Genomic DNA, 14,424 nt, shown 5'->3' on the forward strand with positions numbered 1-14,424 from the left:
CCAAACACTCAAACGACATCTCAGCAAGAAAGCGGCAATTTGCCATCAATCAGAAACTTGCCTCTTGCCAAATCAGGATACCGCCTGATTTGATGGAGAAATGGACGAAAAGCTCTCCCGCGCAATTGATAAACGACGTGATGATCTCATCGCGTTGACGCAGGATCTCATACGTTTTCCAACAATCAATCCACCTGGCGAAGCCTACACCCCTTGCGCGGAATTTATCGCGCGGCGGTTGCAGACAACTGGGTTCGAAACACAACTGATTCGCGCAGAAGGTAGTCCGGGTGATACCGATCAATATCCGCGGACCAATGTGCTCGCGCGTTTCGATGGCCGCACTCCTGGCCAGACCGTGCACTTCAATTCGCATATTGATGTCGTAGATACAGGTGAAGGTTGGACTGTTGATCCTTTTGAGGGTGTCGTGAAAGACGGAAAGGTCTATGGTCGCGGGGCTTGCGACATGAAAGGTGGCTTGGCAGCATCAATCATCGCTGTGGATGCCTTTCTTGAAGTCTATCCGGACTTTGCTGGTGCCATCGAGATATCCGGCACTGTAGACGAAGAGTCAGGTGGCTTTGGAGGCGTCGCTTATCTTGCCAGCAAGGGCTTTTTCTCCAAGCCACGTGTAGATCATGTGATCATTCCCGAGCCGCTGAATAAGGATCGCATTTGTCTGGGTCATCGCGGAGTCTGGTGGGCAGAAATCGAGACTAAAGGCGAGATTGCCCACGGCTCAATGCCTTTTCTTGGTGATTGCGCGGTTCGGCACATGGGTGCCGTATTAGATGCCTTTGAAAGGGAACTGTTCCCTGCATTGGACCAAAAAGAGACGCGCATGCCTGTGGTGCCGGAAGGCGCAAGGCGCTCCACCATGAATATCAATTCCATCCACGGCGGACAGACGGATGATTATTCGGGACTGCCCTCGCCCAACGTGCCGGATTCATGCCGCCTGACGATAGACCGGCGATTTCTGCTTGAAGAAGATATTGTTGAAGTCAAACGCGAAGTCGTTTCCATTCTCGACCGGCTGCAGTGGGAGCGACCCAAGTTTCGTTATCAAGTCCGCGACATCATGGAAGTCCAGCCGTTAATGACAGAGCGCGACGCTCCGGTCGTCACAGCGGTTGCACAAGGCATTCGTTCAATTTTTGGCAAAGAACCCGATTATGTGATTTCACCCGGCACCTATGATCAGAAGCATATTGCTCGCATCGGGCTTCTGCATGACTGCATTGCTTACGGCCCGGGGATACTCGATCTTGCTCATCGACCGGACGAGTATGTGGGTATTGACGATATGGTAGAGTCAGCCAAGGTGATGGCGCTTGGTCTGAAAGTGTTATTATTAGGTTCGATTTAAATGGGGGATGTCGAATGAATATCTGGAAGTCATGTTTATTCGGCGCGGCGCTTGCCTTACTCACGTCAACTGCATCATTTGCTGCGAAAACCGATCTCGTTCTTGGGATAGTGCTGGAACCCCCGCATCTTGATCCGACAGCCGGGGCGGCAGCCGCTATCGATGAAATTGTCTACGCCAATATATTTGAGGGACTAACCCGAATTGGACCGAAAGGCGACGTTCTACCTGCTCTGGCTGAGAGTTGGGCGCAATCGGAAGATGGCAAGACCTATACGTTCAAGCTGCATAAGGATGTAAAATTTCAAGACGGCACGGCATTTGATGCAGAGGATGTGAAATTTTCGCTGGAGCGGCCACGCAGTGATAAATCAACCAATGCGCAAAAGGGTCTGTTTGCTGCAATAGATAAAGTCGAGATACTTGATCCGCTGAGTGTCAAGGTGACGTTGAAGCAGCCAAATGGAGACTTTCTATACAATATGGCTTGGGGTGATGCGGTAATCGTAGCGCCGGAGAGTGCAGATACCAACAAGGATAAACCTGTAGGTACTGGCCCCTTCAAGTTGGACAACTGGGCGAAAGGTTCCCAGATCGTCATTACTAAAAACCCGAATTACTGGGGAACACCTGCAACGCTGGAAAAGGCAACTTTTCGTATTATTCCAGACCCGGCGGCAGCAACCGCGGCTTTACTGGCAGGTGACGTTCAGGCATTTCCAGTGTTTCCCAGTTATGAGACCATAGCCCAATTTCAAGCGGACCCACGCTTCAAAGTCGTTATTGGTTCGACCGAGGGCGAAACGGTGATGGGTTTGAACAATAAAAAGCCACCGTTCGATAATCCCAAAGTGCGGCAGGCAATCGCTCATGCAATCGACCGCAAGACAGTCATCGATGGAGCCATGTTCGGGTTTGGGACGCCTATTGGTTCATTCTTTCCGCCACATCATGCAGCTTATCTGGATTTGACGACTCAAACTGCCTACGACCCTGAACTTGCCAAGAAGCTTTTAACGGAAGCAGGTCACCCGGATGGCTTCAAAACCACTCTCAAATTGCCACCTCCCACCTACGCACGAAGGGGCGGCGAAATAATCGCGGCGGAATTGAGTGAGATCGGTATTGAGGCAGAGATCATCCCTGTGGAATGGGCGCAATGGCTGGATCAGGTCTTTAAGAACAAAGACTACGACATGACTATCGTTTCCCATACCGAGCCGAACGACCTGAATATATTTTCCCGCGACGATTACTATTTCAATTATGACAGTGCACCATTCAAGGAACTGATCAAGCAGATCGAAGCAACGTCCGACGGGCCAAAGCGTACGGAATTGTACCAGCAAGCCCAGAAGCTGCTGGCGACCGACGAACCCGCTATATTCCTTTTCCAATTGCCGAAAACCGGAATATGGGACTCAAAGATTGAGGGACTCTGGGAGAACGGCCCCATTCAGGCTAATGATCTGACCGCTGTGAAATGGACTGATTGAGGTGTTTGATCGTTTGGGTCGAGCATTCAAATGCTGACTTATGCGTCAAAGCGCGTTTTGATTGGTCTGGTTACTTTGCTCGCAGCATCGATCATCGTCTTTGCCGTGCTAGAAGTGGTGCCCGGAGATCCTGCCAGATTGATGCTGGGCATGAATGCTACCGAGGACGCTGTACGAGCCTTGCAAGAGCAGATGGGATTCAACCAACCTCTGCTTACGCGATACTTCAATTGGCTCGGCGGTTTGCTTACAGGCGATTTTGGCAAATCCTACACCTATTCGGTTCCGGTGCTTGATCTGATTAAAGAGCGCATGGCGGTGTCCTTGCCTTTGGCCATGACTTCCCTGGTTATTTCCACGATAATCGCAATACCGGTTGGAATATTTGCGGCATCAAGACGCGGCAGTGCCACGGATACAGCGGCAATGGGAATTGCACAAATTGGAGTGGCAATCCCGAACTTCTGGTTTGCTTTGCTTCTCGTTTATCTGTTCGCGATTGTTCTGCGACTCTTGCCGGCTGGCGGTTTTGCAGGATGGGAAAACGGCTTCTGGCCAAGTATCAAATCACTGATATTACCCTCGCTCGCATTGGCGCTACCACAGGCGTCTATTCTTGCCCGTGTAACGCGCTCATCTTTACTGGATGTACTTGGCGAAGATTATATCAGAACTGCCCGTGCTAAAGGTCTGTCCCGCCGGAAAGTGCTTTATTATCACGCTTTGCGCAATGCGTTGATACCAGTCCTGACCATTCTTGGCATGCAGTTTTCCTTTCTGCTTGCAGGTACAATCATTATTGAGAACGTTTTCTATCTTCCGGGTTTAGGACGCCTGGTCTTTCAAGCCATAACTCAGCGCGACCTAATCGTCGTACAAGGCGTTGTTATTATGCTTGTAGCCATCGTTGTCATTATCAATTTGCTGGTTGATCTTGGATATGCTGTTGTCGATCCACGTTTGTGGAGCCGTTCATGAAGCGTACGAGCAGCCTGTTTACTAACAGATCATTTCTGATCGGTGCGGTCATTACGCTCATCGTGGCACTTACGGCTGGTCTATCGTTCATATGGACGCCCTACAGCGTCTCCGCATTGGATATAGTGGCAAAACTGAAGCCATCGTCCCCGGCACATTGGATGGGAACAGATCATTTCGGCCGCGATATTCTTTCCATGATCATGGTCGGCAGCCGAGCTTCAATCTTCGTAGCACTGGTTTCTGTAGCAATTGGAGCGGGAATTGGCATTCCACTTGGCCTTTGGGCTGCAGCACGAGGTGGCATTGTCGATGAAATGCTTATGCGTTTTAACGATCTTGTTTTTGCTTTCCCGGCACTTTTATCAGCAGTTATGATAACTGCGATTTTTGGTCCCGGAGCCATTAACGCCATCATCGCCATCGGAATTTTCAACATACCGGTTTTCGCACGCGTCGCTCGGGGAGCGGCATTGTCATTATGGGTAAGGGAATTTGTTCTGGCCGCCCGTGCCATCGGCAAAAGCGAAGGCCGCATTACGCTCGATCATATTTTACCGAACATGGCAAACATACTGATTATACAAGGCACGATCCAATTCTCACTTGGCATTTTGGCGGAAGCTGGTTTGTCTTACGTGGGGCTTGGTGCGCAGCCTCCAACGCCGAGTTGGGGCCGGATGCTGTTTGAGGCCCAAACGATGATCGGCCTTGCACCACATATGGCGCTATTTCCAGGCCTTGCCATCGTAGCAACAGTGCTCGGACTTAACTTGTTGGGCGATGGCTTAAGAGATGTTCTCGATCCGAAATTGCGGCATATGCGTTAAAGAAACAGACCCAAAATAAAAATGAACACAACCAGAGCTGCAAAAATCGCATTCGTAACCCAAAATATGTGGAGAGCATCCTCAATATTCTCTGGCCCTGCATCGCGCCGACCGGCACCATTCAACATTGGTTCATTGGCAACAACACCGCCATAAATGCGTGGCCCAGCCAATGCCACATCAATTGCACCTGCCATCGCCGACTCAGGCCAACCTGCGTTTGGCGACCGGTGCAAACGCGCATCCCGCATCATGACATCAAACGCCTGCTTGGCTGCCCCATATCCATAAACAAACCATGCACTGCCAGCGATCAGGAGGCCGGTCAACCGCGCTGGTATCCAATTGGCAGCGTCGTCCAGTTTTGCAGCAAACCTGCCAAAATCGCGGTGGCGATCATTCAAATGGCCGATCATCGAGTCAGCTGTGTTGAGCATTTTATAAGCAAACAAACCGGGAAGCCCCAATAGGGCATACCACAACGCCGGTGCGATGATGCCGTCAGAGGTGTTTTCTGCAAGACTTTCTATTGCAGCACGACTGATCGCAGGCTCATCAAGAACCTCGGGATCACGTCCGACGATCATCGAAACAACGCGGCGAGCGCCCACCAAACCCTCTTCACGCAAAGCCACTGCTACACGCTCCACATGCTCGCCAAGGCTTTTTTGTGCCAGCAAAACAGCGACAATGATCGCCTCGACGAGCCCTCCAAAGGGTGGAATCGTTCGCAGTGCAAGATGGAAAAAGAAACCGGCAGCTGCTGACAGCAACAACAGCGCAAGAACAGCGAGGAATCCATCGCGGCGGCGCTGCAAGTCAGAATTTCCCGGAATATTAAAGCGTTGATCTACGAAAGAGATGGCCTTGCCAAACATGACAACCGGATGAGGAATCTTTCGCCACAGCCATTCAGGGTCACCAAAATAACGATCAGCCAACAAGGCAAGAAACAGGATCAAAAGATTGATTTCCATACCAGATTTATCCTGTTGAATCAGAACATCAGCTTTAATTAGCGGCAAAGGCCTTGGCAATTCGCTTGCTTAAAACATCAGCGGCTTTCGCATCTAATGGCAAACCAAACCGTAACCATTGCGGAGCATAGGCAAATTTTCGGGTCAGAACATGCTGCTCGCACAATTTGTCGTAAAGCGCGGTGGCTTGATCAAATTTGACGAGAGAAAACAAACTGGTTCCTCCAATCTCACATAGCTTTGCCTCGACCAGAACATCGGCAAGCATTTTCCGCCGGAAAGTCAGTCGTGATCTGTAATCCGCTAAACTACGTGAATCAGAAAAGGCATTCGCAGCTATGAAAAGCGCCGGACCAGAAACTGCCCATGGCCCCAGACGTGTCTTCAATCGCTCGGCATTCGCGTGAGTTGTCAGTGCAAAACCCAGACGTAATCCGCCAAGTCCAAAAAACTTGCCGAATGATTTGAGGATAATCAGCCCATCCATACCCGCATGGGAAGCAATACTTGTTTCCGGATGCGGGTCAGAAAAAGCTTCATCGACGATCAGGAAACCGCCTCTTGCATGCAATTCTTCAGCAAGATCAAGCAAGATTTTCGCTTCGACAATGCGCCCATCCGGATTGTTGGGATTGACGACAACCGCAACCTTTGCAGATTGAGAGATCTCCTTAACATCTTGGCAGTGCGAAACACTCCACCCTGCCTGTTTGAATGACAGCTCGTGCTCTTGATAGGTCGGGCTGATAATCACAGCCTCACCAACAGCCGCAAGTTGCGGTAGTATTTGGATCAAAGCCTGAGTACCGGGAGCGGCAACGATACCCGCATCCCGCTCAACGCCATAATATTGTCTTGCTGCGTTGACGGTTGTGTCCAGAAGCTTCTGGTCTGGCAATCTGTTCCAGATTTCAGGTGGTATTGCTGATAAAGGAAAAAGTTCTGGATTTATACCCGTCGAAAGATCCATCCAATCTTCAGGCTTACCACCAAATCGCATCATTGCGCGATCAAGCGCACCACCATGTTCAATCTGCATCATCCAACCAAATCAATTACATGCATGTAGGAGCCGCTGACAGAGCCCACTCGCAGGCCAGCGTTCCCTAGATTGTCACCCAAAGCATCACGAACGTGAAACAGGCGCTCGGCCTTTCCTTCGCGAACAATGCTTGCGTAGTGAAACTCATGGCCTCTTAGAGCGCTTTTAAATGGTGATCCCTCAAGAGGCTCCATTCGGCGATAGCCGAGATGCATTTTCCGTTTTGCGAAGCTTGTTTCGACTGGCAATAAGCCCAGCATCTCATGCGTCTTGCCTGTTCCATCCTCAATGCTTTGACCAAGCACCATATAGCCTCCGCATTCGCCGTAGATTGGGATGCTTTTATTTGCGGCCTGTCTTATCCCCTCAGCAAAGTGACCGGCCGCCGCTAATCGCCCTGCATGCAATTCGGGATAGCCACCAGGAAGATATATAGCATCACTATCGGCAGCAGGAGCTTCATCGGCGAGTGGAGAAAAGAACCTAATCCCAGCTCCTTGTCTTCTCCAGCCTTCAAGCAGGTGAACATAGGAAAATGCAAAAGCATCATCCCGAGCAACTGCTATCCTCTGCCCCATAGGCGGAAGGCGACCGACATTGGCCATTGACTCCTTGGCACCATACCGCCCAGCCATTTCACTGACTCTGCGAATATCTACCCGATCAGAAACGACCGAACCGGCATTCTCAATAAAACCTTCCAAGTCGCGATGTTCGCCAGCCTGCACGAGCCCCAAATGCCGTTCTGGCAGTTGCAGTTCTTCACTCTTTGGCAAAGACCCAAGTATCGGAATTCCAACAGATTTCAAAGCCGATTTTAACATCGCTTCATGACGTTCGCTGCCAACCCGATTGAGGATGAGACCGGCAATCATGACATTACGCCGGAAATCACGAAATCCGCTGACCAATGCTGCAATTGAGTGAGATTGACGTGCACAATCAACAACCAACACTATCGGCAAGGATAAATGCTGTGCCAGATCAGCCGCTGAGCCTGTACCATCCGAAGCACCATCGAAAAGCCCCATCATCCCTTCGACGATAAGTGTTCTGCCGCCTTCCATGTGTCGCGACGCAAGCGCGCTGATGAGATCCGGACGCATTGCCCAAGGATCAAGATTGATACAGGGAACACCACTTGCAACGGCATGATATGCGGGATCAATATAATCGGGTCCAGCTTTTGCTGGTGCAATGTCTTGCCCCGCATTGCGAAGCGCACGCAAGAGGCCGAGCGTGAAAGTCGTTTTGCCACTACCTGAAGATGGCGCAGCGATTAAAAGCCCTGTCATCCCGCATCCTTTTCGTGGCGCGTACCAAGCGGATCTTTTTCCAGAACGCGACCTTCTAAGGCGCCCAACCAGTCCAACGCACTACGCAATCGTACAACTTGTCCCACAACAACAATAGCTGGCGGTCTCAGGTTCGCCGCCCCCACATCGAACGCCGCCCTGCCAAGCGTTGTTTCCAAAACTTTCTGGTCGTATGTGCTGGCGTTGCAAACAAAAGCGACAGGCTCGTCGGGCTCGCGACCGCCCTCAATCAAACGGGAAGCAATGATATCAATGTGCTTCATAGCCATATACATGACGATAACGGCAGAACTTTTTGCAATGCTTTGCCAGTCCATAGAATCCGGAACCAGACCTGTTGCGTCATGTCCTGTCAGAAAAGTCACGCTTTGGTTCGTTTCCCGGTGGGTAACCGGAATACCAGCATAGGCAAGCCCGCCTATACCCGCCGTGATACCAGGCACGATACGAAAAGGAACATTGTGCTCGACGAGCGTTAAAGCTTCCTCGCCGCCCCTACCAAATACAAAAGGATCGCCGCCTTTGAGACGCAACACCCGCTTGCCTGAGCGTGCCAGTTCAACCAGTCGAAGAGAGATATCGCGCTGCTGGGGAGATGGTTTGCCGCCACGTTTGCCTGCGTATTCGAGAACGGCGGCAGGGCCAGCGAACGAAAGGCACTCTTCATTTACCAAAGCGTCGTAGACGATGATATCAGCCTGCTCGAGTGCGTTTATTGCGTGCAACGTCAAAAGCCCCGGGTCACCTGGCCCTGCTCCAACAAGCCAGACATGTCCCGCTTCGAATTCTGGCAGTTTATTCCGCTTTGCGCGCATTGATTAACCCCACTTATCTGCGCATAGCACAAATTTTCTCTCTGCAAGAATGCACCTGTCGGAAAAATCATGCAATGATTGCAGAAGCTGGTCTATAAGGTCGAAATGAATGACGAGCCTGAAGCAGTTTTGCGCAAACCACATGATGCCGGCGGACAATCTTTGCGCCGTGGCTGGACCACTGGCGCATGTGCAACTGCGGCCACGAAAGCAGCATTGCTCGCACTTATAACGGGCGAATTTCCCGATCCTGTCGCAATCATTCTGCCAAAAGGTGAAGTTCCGCATTTCCAGCTTGCCATCGAATCGATTGGCGTGGGTTACGCAATGGCGGGTATCGTTAAGGATGCAGGGGACGATCCAGATGTCACTCATGGCGCGACTATAATCTCGACGATATTTCCAGCTCCGCCAGGAAGCGGCATACAATTTGTCGCTGGCGAAGGTGTCGGTACAGTAACACTGCCCGGATTGCCCATTCCTCCCGGCGAAGCAGCAATAAATCCGGTGCCCCGCGAAATGATGAAAAAAGTCTGCGAAGAAATTTGCGCTCAGTATGATTTACCTGCGGATTTGCTTATCGCGATATCGGTGCCGGAAGGCGAGGAACTTGCCAAACATACTTGGAACCCCCGCCTCGGCATTATCGGCGGTATTTCAATTTTGGGTACGACCGGTATCGTGCATCCGTTTTCCTGCGCGGCTTGGATACATTCGATTCATCGAGGCGTCGACGTGTCCCGTGCGGCAGGATTGAAGCACGTAATCGCCGCAACCGGCTCAACATCCGAAGATGCCGCACAAGCGATTTACAATCTGCCGGAGATCGCACTTTTGGATATGGGTGATTTCGCGGGTGGATTGCTCAAATATATGCGTGTTCATCCAATCGACAAGCTTACAATTGCTGGTGGATTCGCAAAACTAACCAAACTTGCGCAAGGCGCCCTCGACCTCCATTCCGGTCGCAGTCAAGTCAGCATGACTTTCCTTGCCGATGAAGCAGAAAAACTTGGATTTGATACGGTCTTCAGAGACCGGATTCTAAATGCGAACACAGCCCAGGAAGTGCTTGAACTAACTCAGAGTCTTGGCTTTGATCTCGCTGGTTCAATTGCCTTAAAAGCAAAGAAAGTCGCGAACGACACGCTTAGGGGTACTCCAATTGAGCTAGAAGTGATCGTAACGGATCGCAAAGGGACTGTGCTTGCCCGTGTATAAAACTACAATTCTTATTCTGGGTGGTACAGCCGAAGCAATAAAGCTCGCATCCCTTCTACAAGCTCCCGATCGCCGTGTAATCTCCTCACTTGCCGGCAGAACACTTGCCCCCGCACCAATCCAAGGTGAAGTTCGCGTGGGCGGTTTTGGCGGTGCTCAGGGATTGGCCAAATATCTCAAGAACGAAAGCGTCGATCTGCTGATTGATGCGACACACCCGTTCGCTACACAGATATCGGACAATGCTATTTTTGCGGCGACAGAAATCAGCACAGCTTTCGTAAGATTGGAGCGCCCTGCATGGGTGAAAAAACCCGGAGATAAATGGATTTCAGTCGACACACTGGCACAAGCAGCCGAAGCTATTCCGCCAAAAGCGCGCGTTCTGCTAGCGCTTGGCAAACAGCACATTTCTTCATTTTCCAAGCGGAACAGGGTACATTTTGTGGTTCGCATGATTGATCCACCGGAAGTACCGCTCGAGCTTGTCGACTTCGAACTCGAATTGTCTAAACCGGGAACAACCGAAAGCGAAACCAATTTCCTGATCGCCAAACGGATTAGTCATGTTGTGTGCCGCAACTCCGGCGGCAAAGCTTCCTATGCCAAGGTAAAGGCTGCTCGCGAGCTTGGCATTCCCGTCATTATGATCGAGCGGCCACATCGCCCCACCATCCGTACATTGCCGGATGTGGAAAGCATAGTAATCTTTACCGAGAAAACCTTGAGTTATTCTGAACCAGCACGCAATGAGTGACTATGGCTTTTGTGATATAGCGCTGAATCCCTGAAGCCGTCTGCAGACAGTCCCCGCCCGATGAAAATCATTGCAGACCGCGTCAAACCAGAAATCGCGACTTTATCGGCAATATTAGCTAGCGTACCGTGAAGAAACTGCTCATCCGGCCATCCCACACGATAAGCGATGATTACGGGACAGTCTGCGCCATATAAAGGCAGAAGCTCTTCCTCGACGTGTTTCAGATTGCGGATTGATAAATGGATCACCAAAGTGGCGCCCGATTTACCTAGCGTAGCAAGCTCTTCGCCCTCCGGCATCGCAGAAGACTTCATCGATGTCCGGGTCAAAATAATGGTCTGGCATACTTCGGGAACAGTAAGTTCTTTTTTAAGTGCAGCCGCTGCTGCAGCAAAGGCAGGTACGCCGGGTGTAACATCGTACTCGATTCCGAGTGCATCAAGTCGCCGCATTTGCTCAGCAACCGCCCCATAAATTGACGGGTCACCGGAATGAACCCGCGCCACGTCTTTGCCCTCGGCATGGGCCATCTCAAATTCTGCAATGATTTCTTCGAGATTAAGCGAAGAAGTATCAATGACCCGCGCACCCACCGGAACTTCAGCAACCATTTCCGGTGGAACAAGAGAACCTGCATACAGGCATACCGGGCAGGACTGGATGAGCTTTAACCCGCGGACCGTTATTAAATCCGGAGAACCTGGCCCCGCGCCTATGAAATGAACAACCATGAAAACTCGCTATTGGCTTGGATCATAAATTGCAAGTGCTGCAGTGGCGTGCGCAGACTTTGTTTTACCTACAACAAGGCGTGCCTTTGGTCCGCCGCCGGCAAGTGCTGCAGCTTCTGCTACACCGTGGCATCCAACAAGTTCAAAAACCTGCTTTGAGGGGTTGAGCAAACGCGGTGTTTCCTGCTCCAACGTGTCGGCATCAAAGGCTTTTAGCGGTAAACCAAGCCATCTGGCCACACTATTAACCGCTGGCTCCATTAGTCGTTGGTCGATGGTGAATACACCAGCTAACAGCAAGCTACTCTTTGAGACTTCTCCCAAAACTTTCTCTGCAAGAGCTTGTAGTTCAGCGGGGTCGCAGCCTTGCTCACACCCAAGACCAAGGGCGTAACTCGTAACCATCAATGCGGCTTATGCAATTCTTCCGGTGTCACCCCCAACATTTCGGCCGTCTTGCGAATGAGATTGGCTTCTTTGGGATCAAGCTCATTATCTGCATTCGCAATCGTCAAGAGATGGCGCAACAACTGTACCTTGCGTTCAAAAGGAACATCGGCAAACGCTAAAGCGGCTTGGCTACTTGTCGTCTCATAACCAAAATCTTTGAGGTATTCGGCAACTTCTCCAAACTCGTCGGGAGAGATGCCAAAATCAGTCGAAGCTATCCGCATGATTGCAGCATATTCGGCTTTCTCGGTTTTCCCATCAGCCAAAGCCACATGCAAAAGCAAGAGAAGCTCGGCTGTGAGCACCGGATCATCCGCTACCTTTTGCACGGCACTTTTCGTGCCCAGAAACGCCGTAATGCGATCAAAAATGCTTTCGCTCATCGTACCCCCAAAAGTATTCGAAGTGATTGATTGCAGCGCCACCTTGCAAATTCAAGTGCGCAAACAACACAGCAGCAGGCTAATCGCACTGAAGGGTACAAACCTTGCGCAAATTTGCTCGCCAAACACCAAAATCCAACTATTGTCCGCGGCGTTCCAACGAGTCTCCCCGCCAATGTCCGCATTCTTCGATAATGTTCATCTTGTTTTGATCGCTGCCGCCTTTGCTGCCGGATTTATCGACTCGATAGCCGGAGGCGGCGGCCTCGTGACGGTTCCAGCATTGCTATTGGCGGGCATGTCACCGATAGAATCTCTCGGAACTAACAAGCTGCAGTCCCTCTTCGGATCTGCATCTGCAACTATTGCTTATGCGCAAAAAGGCCATGTCAATCTGAAAAAACAACTGCCATCGGCTTTGATGGGCGCAATCGGGGCAGTTGGAGGAGCATTGCTGGCAGGCTTCTTGCCTGGAGACGTTCTACGCGCCTTCCTGCCGCTGTTGCTTATAGCTATTGCGCTTTATTTTGCTGTAAAGCCCAACATGGATGACATTGATCGTGCAGAGCGTTTAACGCCGTTTATTTTCGGCCTGACAATTGTTCCTTTGATCGGTTTTTACGATGGGCTTTTTGGGCCGGGCACGGGTTCATTCTTTATGCTCTCATTCGTTTCACTTGCAGGTTTTGGTCTGCTGAAAGCAACAGCACATACAAAATTGCTCAATTTTTCTTCAAACCTTGGCGGCTTTATAACGTTCGCTTTTCTTGGTGCGATCAACTGGAAAATCGGCCTTCTGATGGGCATAGCTCAGTTTATCGGTGCCCGTGTCGGCGCCGGTATGGCAATGAAAAACGGAGCGAAAATAATCAAGCCACTCCTTATAATCGTGTGCCTTGCCCTCGCCTCCAAGCTATTGCTTGATGCTGACAATCCCCTCCGCATCTGGTTGTCCGACATTCTTTAGAGCCGGATGCTTAATAGAATAACGCCACCGGCAATAAATAAAACTCCGAGCCAATTTATCGCCGATAACCGTTCACCCAGAAACGCTACGCCAAATACTGCAACCATTACGATGGATAGTTTGTCGATTGGCGCAACGCGGGCTGCATCACCAATTTTCAATGCCCGAAAATAGGCAAGCCACGACGCTCCCGTCGCCAAACCAGACAAGACAAGAAATGTCCACGTCTTGGCAGAAATGGTGGAAAGGCCCTGCCACTGGCCGCTCACCGTGAGAAAGAGACAGAGCGCACCAATAATAACAAATGTGCGTATCAGCGTGGCAAAATCAGAGTTGATGTTTTCAATGCCAACCTTGGCAAATATGGCAGTCAAAGCTGCAAAAACTGCTGAAACGACTGCCCAGAATTGCCAGCTTTCCGCCATTAGAACTCGATGCCCTTTTGCGCTTTAATACCTGCGCGGAACGGATGCTTGATCATTTCCATCTCTGTCACCAAATCTGCAAACTCGATAAGCTCATCCTTGGCATTACGACCAGTGATAATGACGTGTTTCATATGTGGCTTCTGCTTAAGAACCTCAATGATTTCATCCACCGGAAGATAATCGTAACGAAGCGCGATATTTAATTCGTCACAAAGGACCAGTTCAGTTTCATCGTCCAGGATCATGGCTTTCGCTTGTTCCCACGCATCTCGTGCCATTGCGATGTCACGTGCCCGGTCTTGTGTTTCCCAAGTAAACCCCTCTCCCATGGCAGAGATCGTCACCTGTTCTGGAAATTTTTCAAGTACCCAGCGCTCACCCGTATCCCATGAACCTTTGACAAATTGGATAACACCGATTTTCATGCCATGTCCAAGCGCACGGAAAACAACGCCAAAACCCGCCGTGGATTTGCCTTTGCCTTTTCCAGTGTTGACGATGATTAGGCCTTTCTCATCAGTCTTCGTTGCTTGAATCTTGTCTCGAACGGCCTTCTTCTTACGCATCTTGTCAGCGTGCCGCTCGTTAATTTCCTCTTCGGTCAGATTCTGTAATTTTTGTGATTTTTCAGCCATTTGGCATGTCCTCCCGAATCATG

At 50.6% G+C, this 14,424-nt stretch carries 16 protein-coding genes; 7 read left to right on the forward strand and 9 right to left on the reverse strand.

The annotated features are described in order from the left end of the window. Positions 1 to 100 precede the first annotated feature (100 nt). From PMI41_RS07655 to PMI41_RS07670, 4 genes are read left to right on the forward strand one after another with little or no spacing between them, the layout of a single operon-like run. Positions 101 to 1,372 (forward strand): acetylornithine deacetylase/succinyl-diaminopimelate desuccinylase family protein, encoded by a 1,272-nt coding sequence (locus PMI41_RS07655; protein WP_008123438.1) that lies wholly within the window; start codon positions 101 to 103, stop codon positions 1,370 to 1,372. Positions 1,373 to 1,386: 14 nt separating this feature from the next. Further along, a complete protein-coding gene (locus PMI41_RS07660; RefSeq protein ID WP_008123448.1) occupies positions 1,387 to 2,868 on the forward strand; it encodes an ABC transporter substrate-binding protein in 1,482 nt (493 codons plus the stop codon). A gap of 30 nt (positions 2,869 to 2,898) precedes the next feature. After that, positions 2,899 to 3,846, forward strand: a complete 948-nt coding sequence (locus PMI41_RS07665; RefSeq protein ID WP_008123449.1) for an ABC transporter permease — start codon at positions 2,899 to 2,901, stop codon at positions 3,844 to 3,846. Continuing rightward, positions 3,843 to 4,676 (forward strand): ABC transporter permease, encoded by an 834-nt coding sequence (locus PMI41_RS07670; RefSeq protein ID WP_008123459.1) that lies wholly within the window; start codon positions 3,843 to 3,845, stop codon positions 4,674 to 4,676. Before PMI41_RS07665 ends, PMI41_RS07670 begins: the two co-directional genes overlap by 4 nt. Here the strand turns inward: PMI41_RS07670 and cbiB are convergent. The 4 genes from cbiB to cobA are packed head-to-tail and all read right to left on the reverse strand — an operon-like array spanning position 4,673 to position 8,826. Beyond that, a complete protein-coding gene (gene cbiB / locus PMI41_RS07675) occupies positions 4,673 to 5,653 on the reverse strand; it encodes an adenosylcobinamide-phosphate synthase CbiB (protein WP_008123460.1) in 981 nt (326 codons plus the stop codon). The genes PMI41_RS07670 and cbiB overlap by 4 nt on opposite strands. Positions 5,654 to 5,687: 34 nt before the next feature. Continuing rightward, positions 5,688 to 6,695 (reverse strand): threonine-phosphate decarboxylase CobD, encoded by a 1,008-nt coding sequence (gene cobD, locus PMI41_RS07680; RefSeq protein WP_040854115.1) that lies wholly within the window; start codon positions 6,693 to 6,695, stop codon positions 5,688 to 5,690. Further along, positions 6,692 to 7,990, reverse strand: a complete 1,299-nt coding sequence (locus PMI41_RS07685; RefSeq protein ID WP_008123462.1) for a cobyrinate a,c-diamide synthase — start codon at positions 7,988 to 7,990, stop codon at positions 6,692 to 6,694. The genes cobD and PMI41_RS07685 overlap by 4 nt, the downstream gene beginning before the upstream one ends. Further along, positions 7,987 to 8,826 carry a uroporphyrinogen-III C-methyltransferase gene (gene cobA / locus PMI41_RS07690; protein ID WP_008123463.1) on the reverse strand — a complete coding sequence of 280 codons (840 nt, stop codon included), beginning with the start codon at positions 8,824 to 8,826 and terminating at the stop codon, positions 7,987 to 7,989. Before cobA ends, PMI41_RS07685 begins: the two co-directional genes overlap by 4 nt. Positions 8,827 to 8,931: 105 nt before the next feature. On the opposite strand from cobA, the gene PMI41_RS07695 reads away from it, so the two are divergent. After that, a complete protein-coding gene (locus PMI41_RS07695) occupies positions 8,932 to 10,047 on the forward strand; it encodes a cobalt-precorrin-5B (C(1))-methyltransferase (RefSeq protein WP_008123464.1) in 1,116 nt (371 codons plus the stop codon). Next, positions 10,040 to 10,804 carry a cobalt-precorrin-6A reductase gene (locus PMI41_RS07700; RefSeq protein WP_008123465.1) on the forward strand — a complete coding sequence of 255 codons (765 nt, stop codon included), beginning with the start codon at positions 10,040 to 10,042 and terminating at the stop codon, positions 10,802 to 10,804. Before PMI41_RS07695 ends, PMI41_RS07700 begins: the two co-directional genes overlap by 8 nt. Here the strand turns inward: PMI41_RS07700 and cobM are convergent. The 3 genes from cobM to PMI41_RS07715 are packed head-to-tail and all read right to left on the reverse strand — an operon-like array spanning position 10,777 to position 12,371. After that, on the reverse strand, positions 10,777 to 11,538 hold the full coding sequence (gene cobM, locus PMI41_RS07705; protein ID WP_008123466.1) for a precorrin-4 C(11)-methyltransferase: 762 nt from the start codon (positions 11,536 to 11,538) through the stop codon (positions 10,777 to 10,779). The two genes, PMI41_RS07700 and cobM, sit on opposite strands and share 28 nt — an antisense overlap. 9 nt (positions 11,539 to 11,547) lie before the next feature. Beyond that, on the reverse strand, positions 11,548 to 11,943 hold the full coding sequence (locus tag PMI41_RS07710; protein ID WP_008123467.1) for a cobalamin biosynthesis protein: 396 nt from the start codon (positions 11,941 to 11,943) through the stop codon (positions 11,548 to 11,550). Continuing rightward, entirely contained in the window at positions 11,943 to 12,371 is a 429-nt protein-coding gene (locus PMI41_RS07715; protein WP_008123468.1) for a TerB family tellurite resistance protein, read from the reverse strand. The genes PMI41_RS07710 and PMI41_RS07715 overlap by 1 nt, the downstream gene beginning before the upstream one ends. Before the next feature lie 175 nt (positions 12,372 to 12,546). Between PMI41_RS07715 and PMI41_RS07720 the strand changes: the two genes are divergently transcribed. Then, positions 12,547 to 13,338 carry a TSUP family transporter gene (locus PMI41_RS07720; RefSeq protein WP_008123470.1) on the forward strand — a complete coding sequence of 264 codons (792 nt, stop codon included), beginning with the start codon at positions 12,547 to 12,549 and terminating at the stop codon, positions 13,336 to 13,338. On the opposite strand, the gene PMI41_RS07725 is transcribed toward PMI41_RS07720, so the two are convergent. Beyond that, entirely contained in the window at positions 13,335 to 13,763 is a 429-nt protein-coding gene (locus PMI41_RS07725; protein ID WP_008123471.1) for an EamA family transporter, read from the reverse strand. The two genes, PMI41_RS07720 and PMI41_RS07725, sit on opposite strands and share 4 nt — an antisense overlap. Further along, a complete protein-coding gene (cobO, locus tag PMI41_RS07730; protein ID WP_008123472.1) occupies positions 13,763 to 14,401 on the reverse strand; it encodes a cob(I)yrinic acid a,c-diamide adenosyltransferase in 639 nt (212 codons plus the stop codon). Before cobO ends, PMI41_RS07725 begins: the two co-directional genes overlap by 1 nt. Positions 14,402 to 14,424: the final 23 nt, after the last annotated feature.

This window comes from Phyllobacterium sp. YR531, from assembly GCF_000282595.1.
Classification (GTDB): Bacteria; Pseudomonadota; Alphaproteobacteria; order Rhizobiales; family Rhizobiaceae; genus Phyllobacterium.

What these genes read in the sequence shown, in the direction of transcription:
- PMI41_RS07655 (WP_008123438.1), top strand. Translation starts at nt 101, where the DNA reads ATGGACGAAAAGCTCTCCCGCGCAATTGATAAACGACGTGATGATCTC.
- PMI41_RS07660 (WP_008123448.1), top strand. Translation starts at nt 1,387, where the DNA reads ATGAATATCTGGAAGTCATGTTTATTCGGCGCGGCGCTTGCCTTACTC.
- PMI41_RS07665 (WP_008123449.1), top strand. Translation starts at nt 2,899, where the DNA reads ATGCTGACTTATGCGTCAAAGCGCGTTTTGATTGGTCTGGTTACTTTG.
- PMI41_RS07670 (WP_008123459.1), top strand. Translation starts at nt 3,843, where the DNA reads ATGAAGCGTACGAGCAGCCTGTTTACTAACAGATCATTTCTGATCGGT.
- cbiB (WP_008123460.1), bottom strand. Translation starts at nt 5,653, where the DNA reads ATGGAAATCAATCTTTTGATCCTGTTTCTTGCCTTGTTGGCTGATCGT.
- cobD (WP_040854115.1), bottom strand. Translation starts at nt 6,695, where the DNA reads ATGATGCAGATTGAACATGGTGGTGCGCTTGATCGCGCAATGATGCGA.
- PMI41_RS07685 (WP_008123462.1), bottom strand. Translation starts at nt 7,990, where the DNA reads ATGACAGGGCTTTTAATCGCTGCGCCATCTTCAGGTAGTGGCAAAACG.
- cobA (WP_008123463.1), bottom strand. Translation starts at nt 8,826, where the DNA reads ATGCGCGCAAAGCGGAATAAACTGCCAGAATTCGAAGCGGGACATGTC.
- PMI41_RS07695 (WP_008123464.1), top strand. Translation starts at nt 8,932, where the DNA reads ATGAATGACGAGCCTGAAGCAGTTTTGCGCAAACCACATGATGCCGGC.
- cobM (WP_008123466.1), bottom strand. Translation starts at nt 11,538, where the DNA reads ATGGTTGTTCATTTCATAGGCGCGGGGCCAGGTTCTCCGGATTTAATA.
- PMI41_RS07710 (WP_008123467.1), bottom strand. Translation starts at nt 11,943, where the DNA reads ATGGTTACGAGTTACGCCCTTGGTCTTGGGTGTGAGCAAGGCTGCGAC.
- PMI41_RS07715 (WP_008123468.1), bottom strand. Translation starts at nt 12,371, where the DNA reads ATGAGCGAAAGCATTTTTGATCGCATTACGGCGTTTCTGGGCACGAAA.
- PMI41_RS07720 (WP_008123470.1), top strand. Translation starts at nt 12,547, where the DNA reads ATGTCCGCATTCTTCGATAATGTTCATCTTGTTTTGATCGCTGCCGCC.
- PMI41_RS07725 (WP_008123471.1), bottom strand. Translation starts at nt 13,763, where the DNA reads ATGGCGGAAAGCTGGCAATTCTGGGCAGTCGTTTCAGCAGTTTTTGCA.
- cobO (WP_008123472.1), bottom strand. Translation starts at nt 14,401, where the DNA reads ATGGCTGAAAAATCACAAAAATTACAGAATCTGACCGAAGAGGAAATT.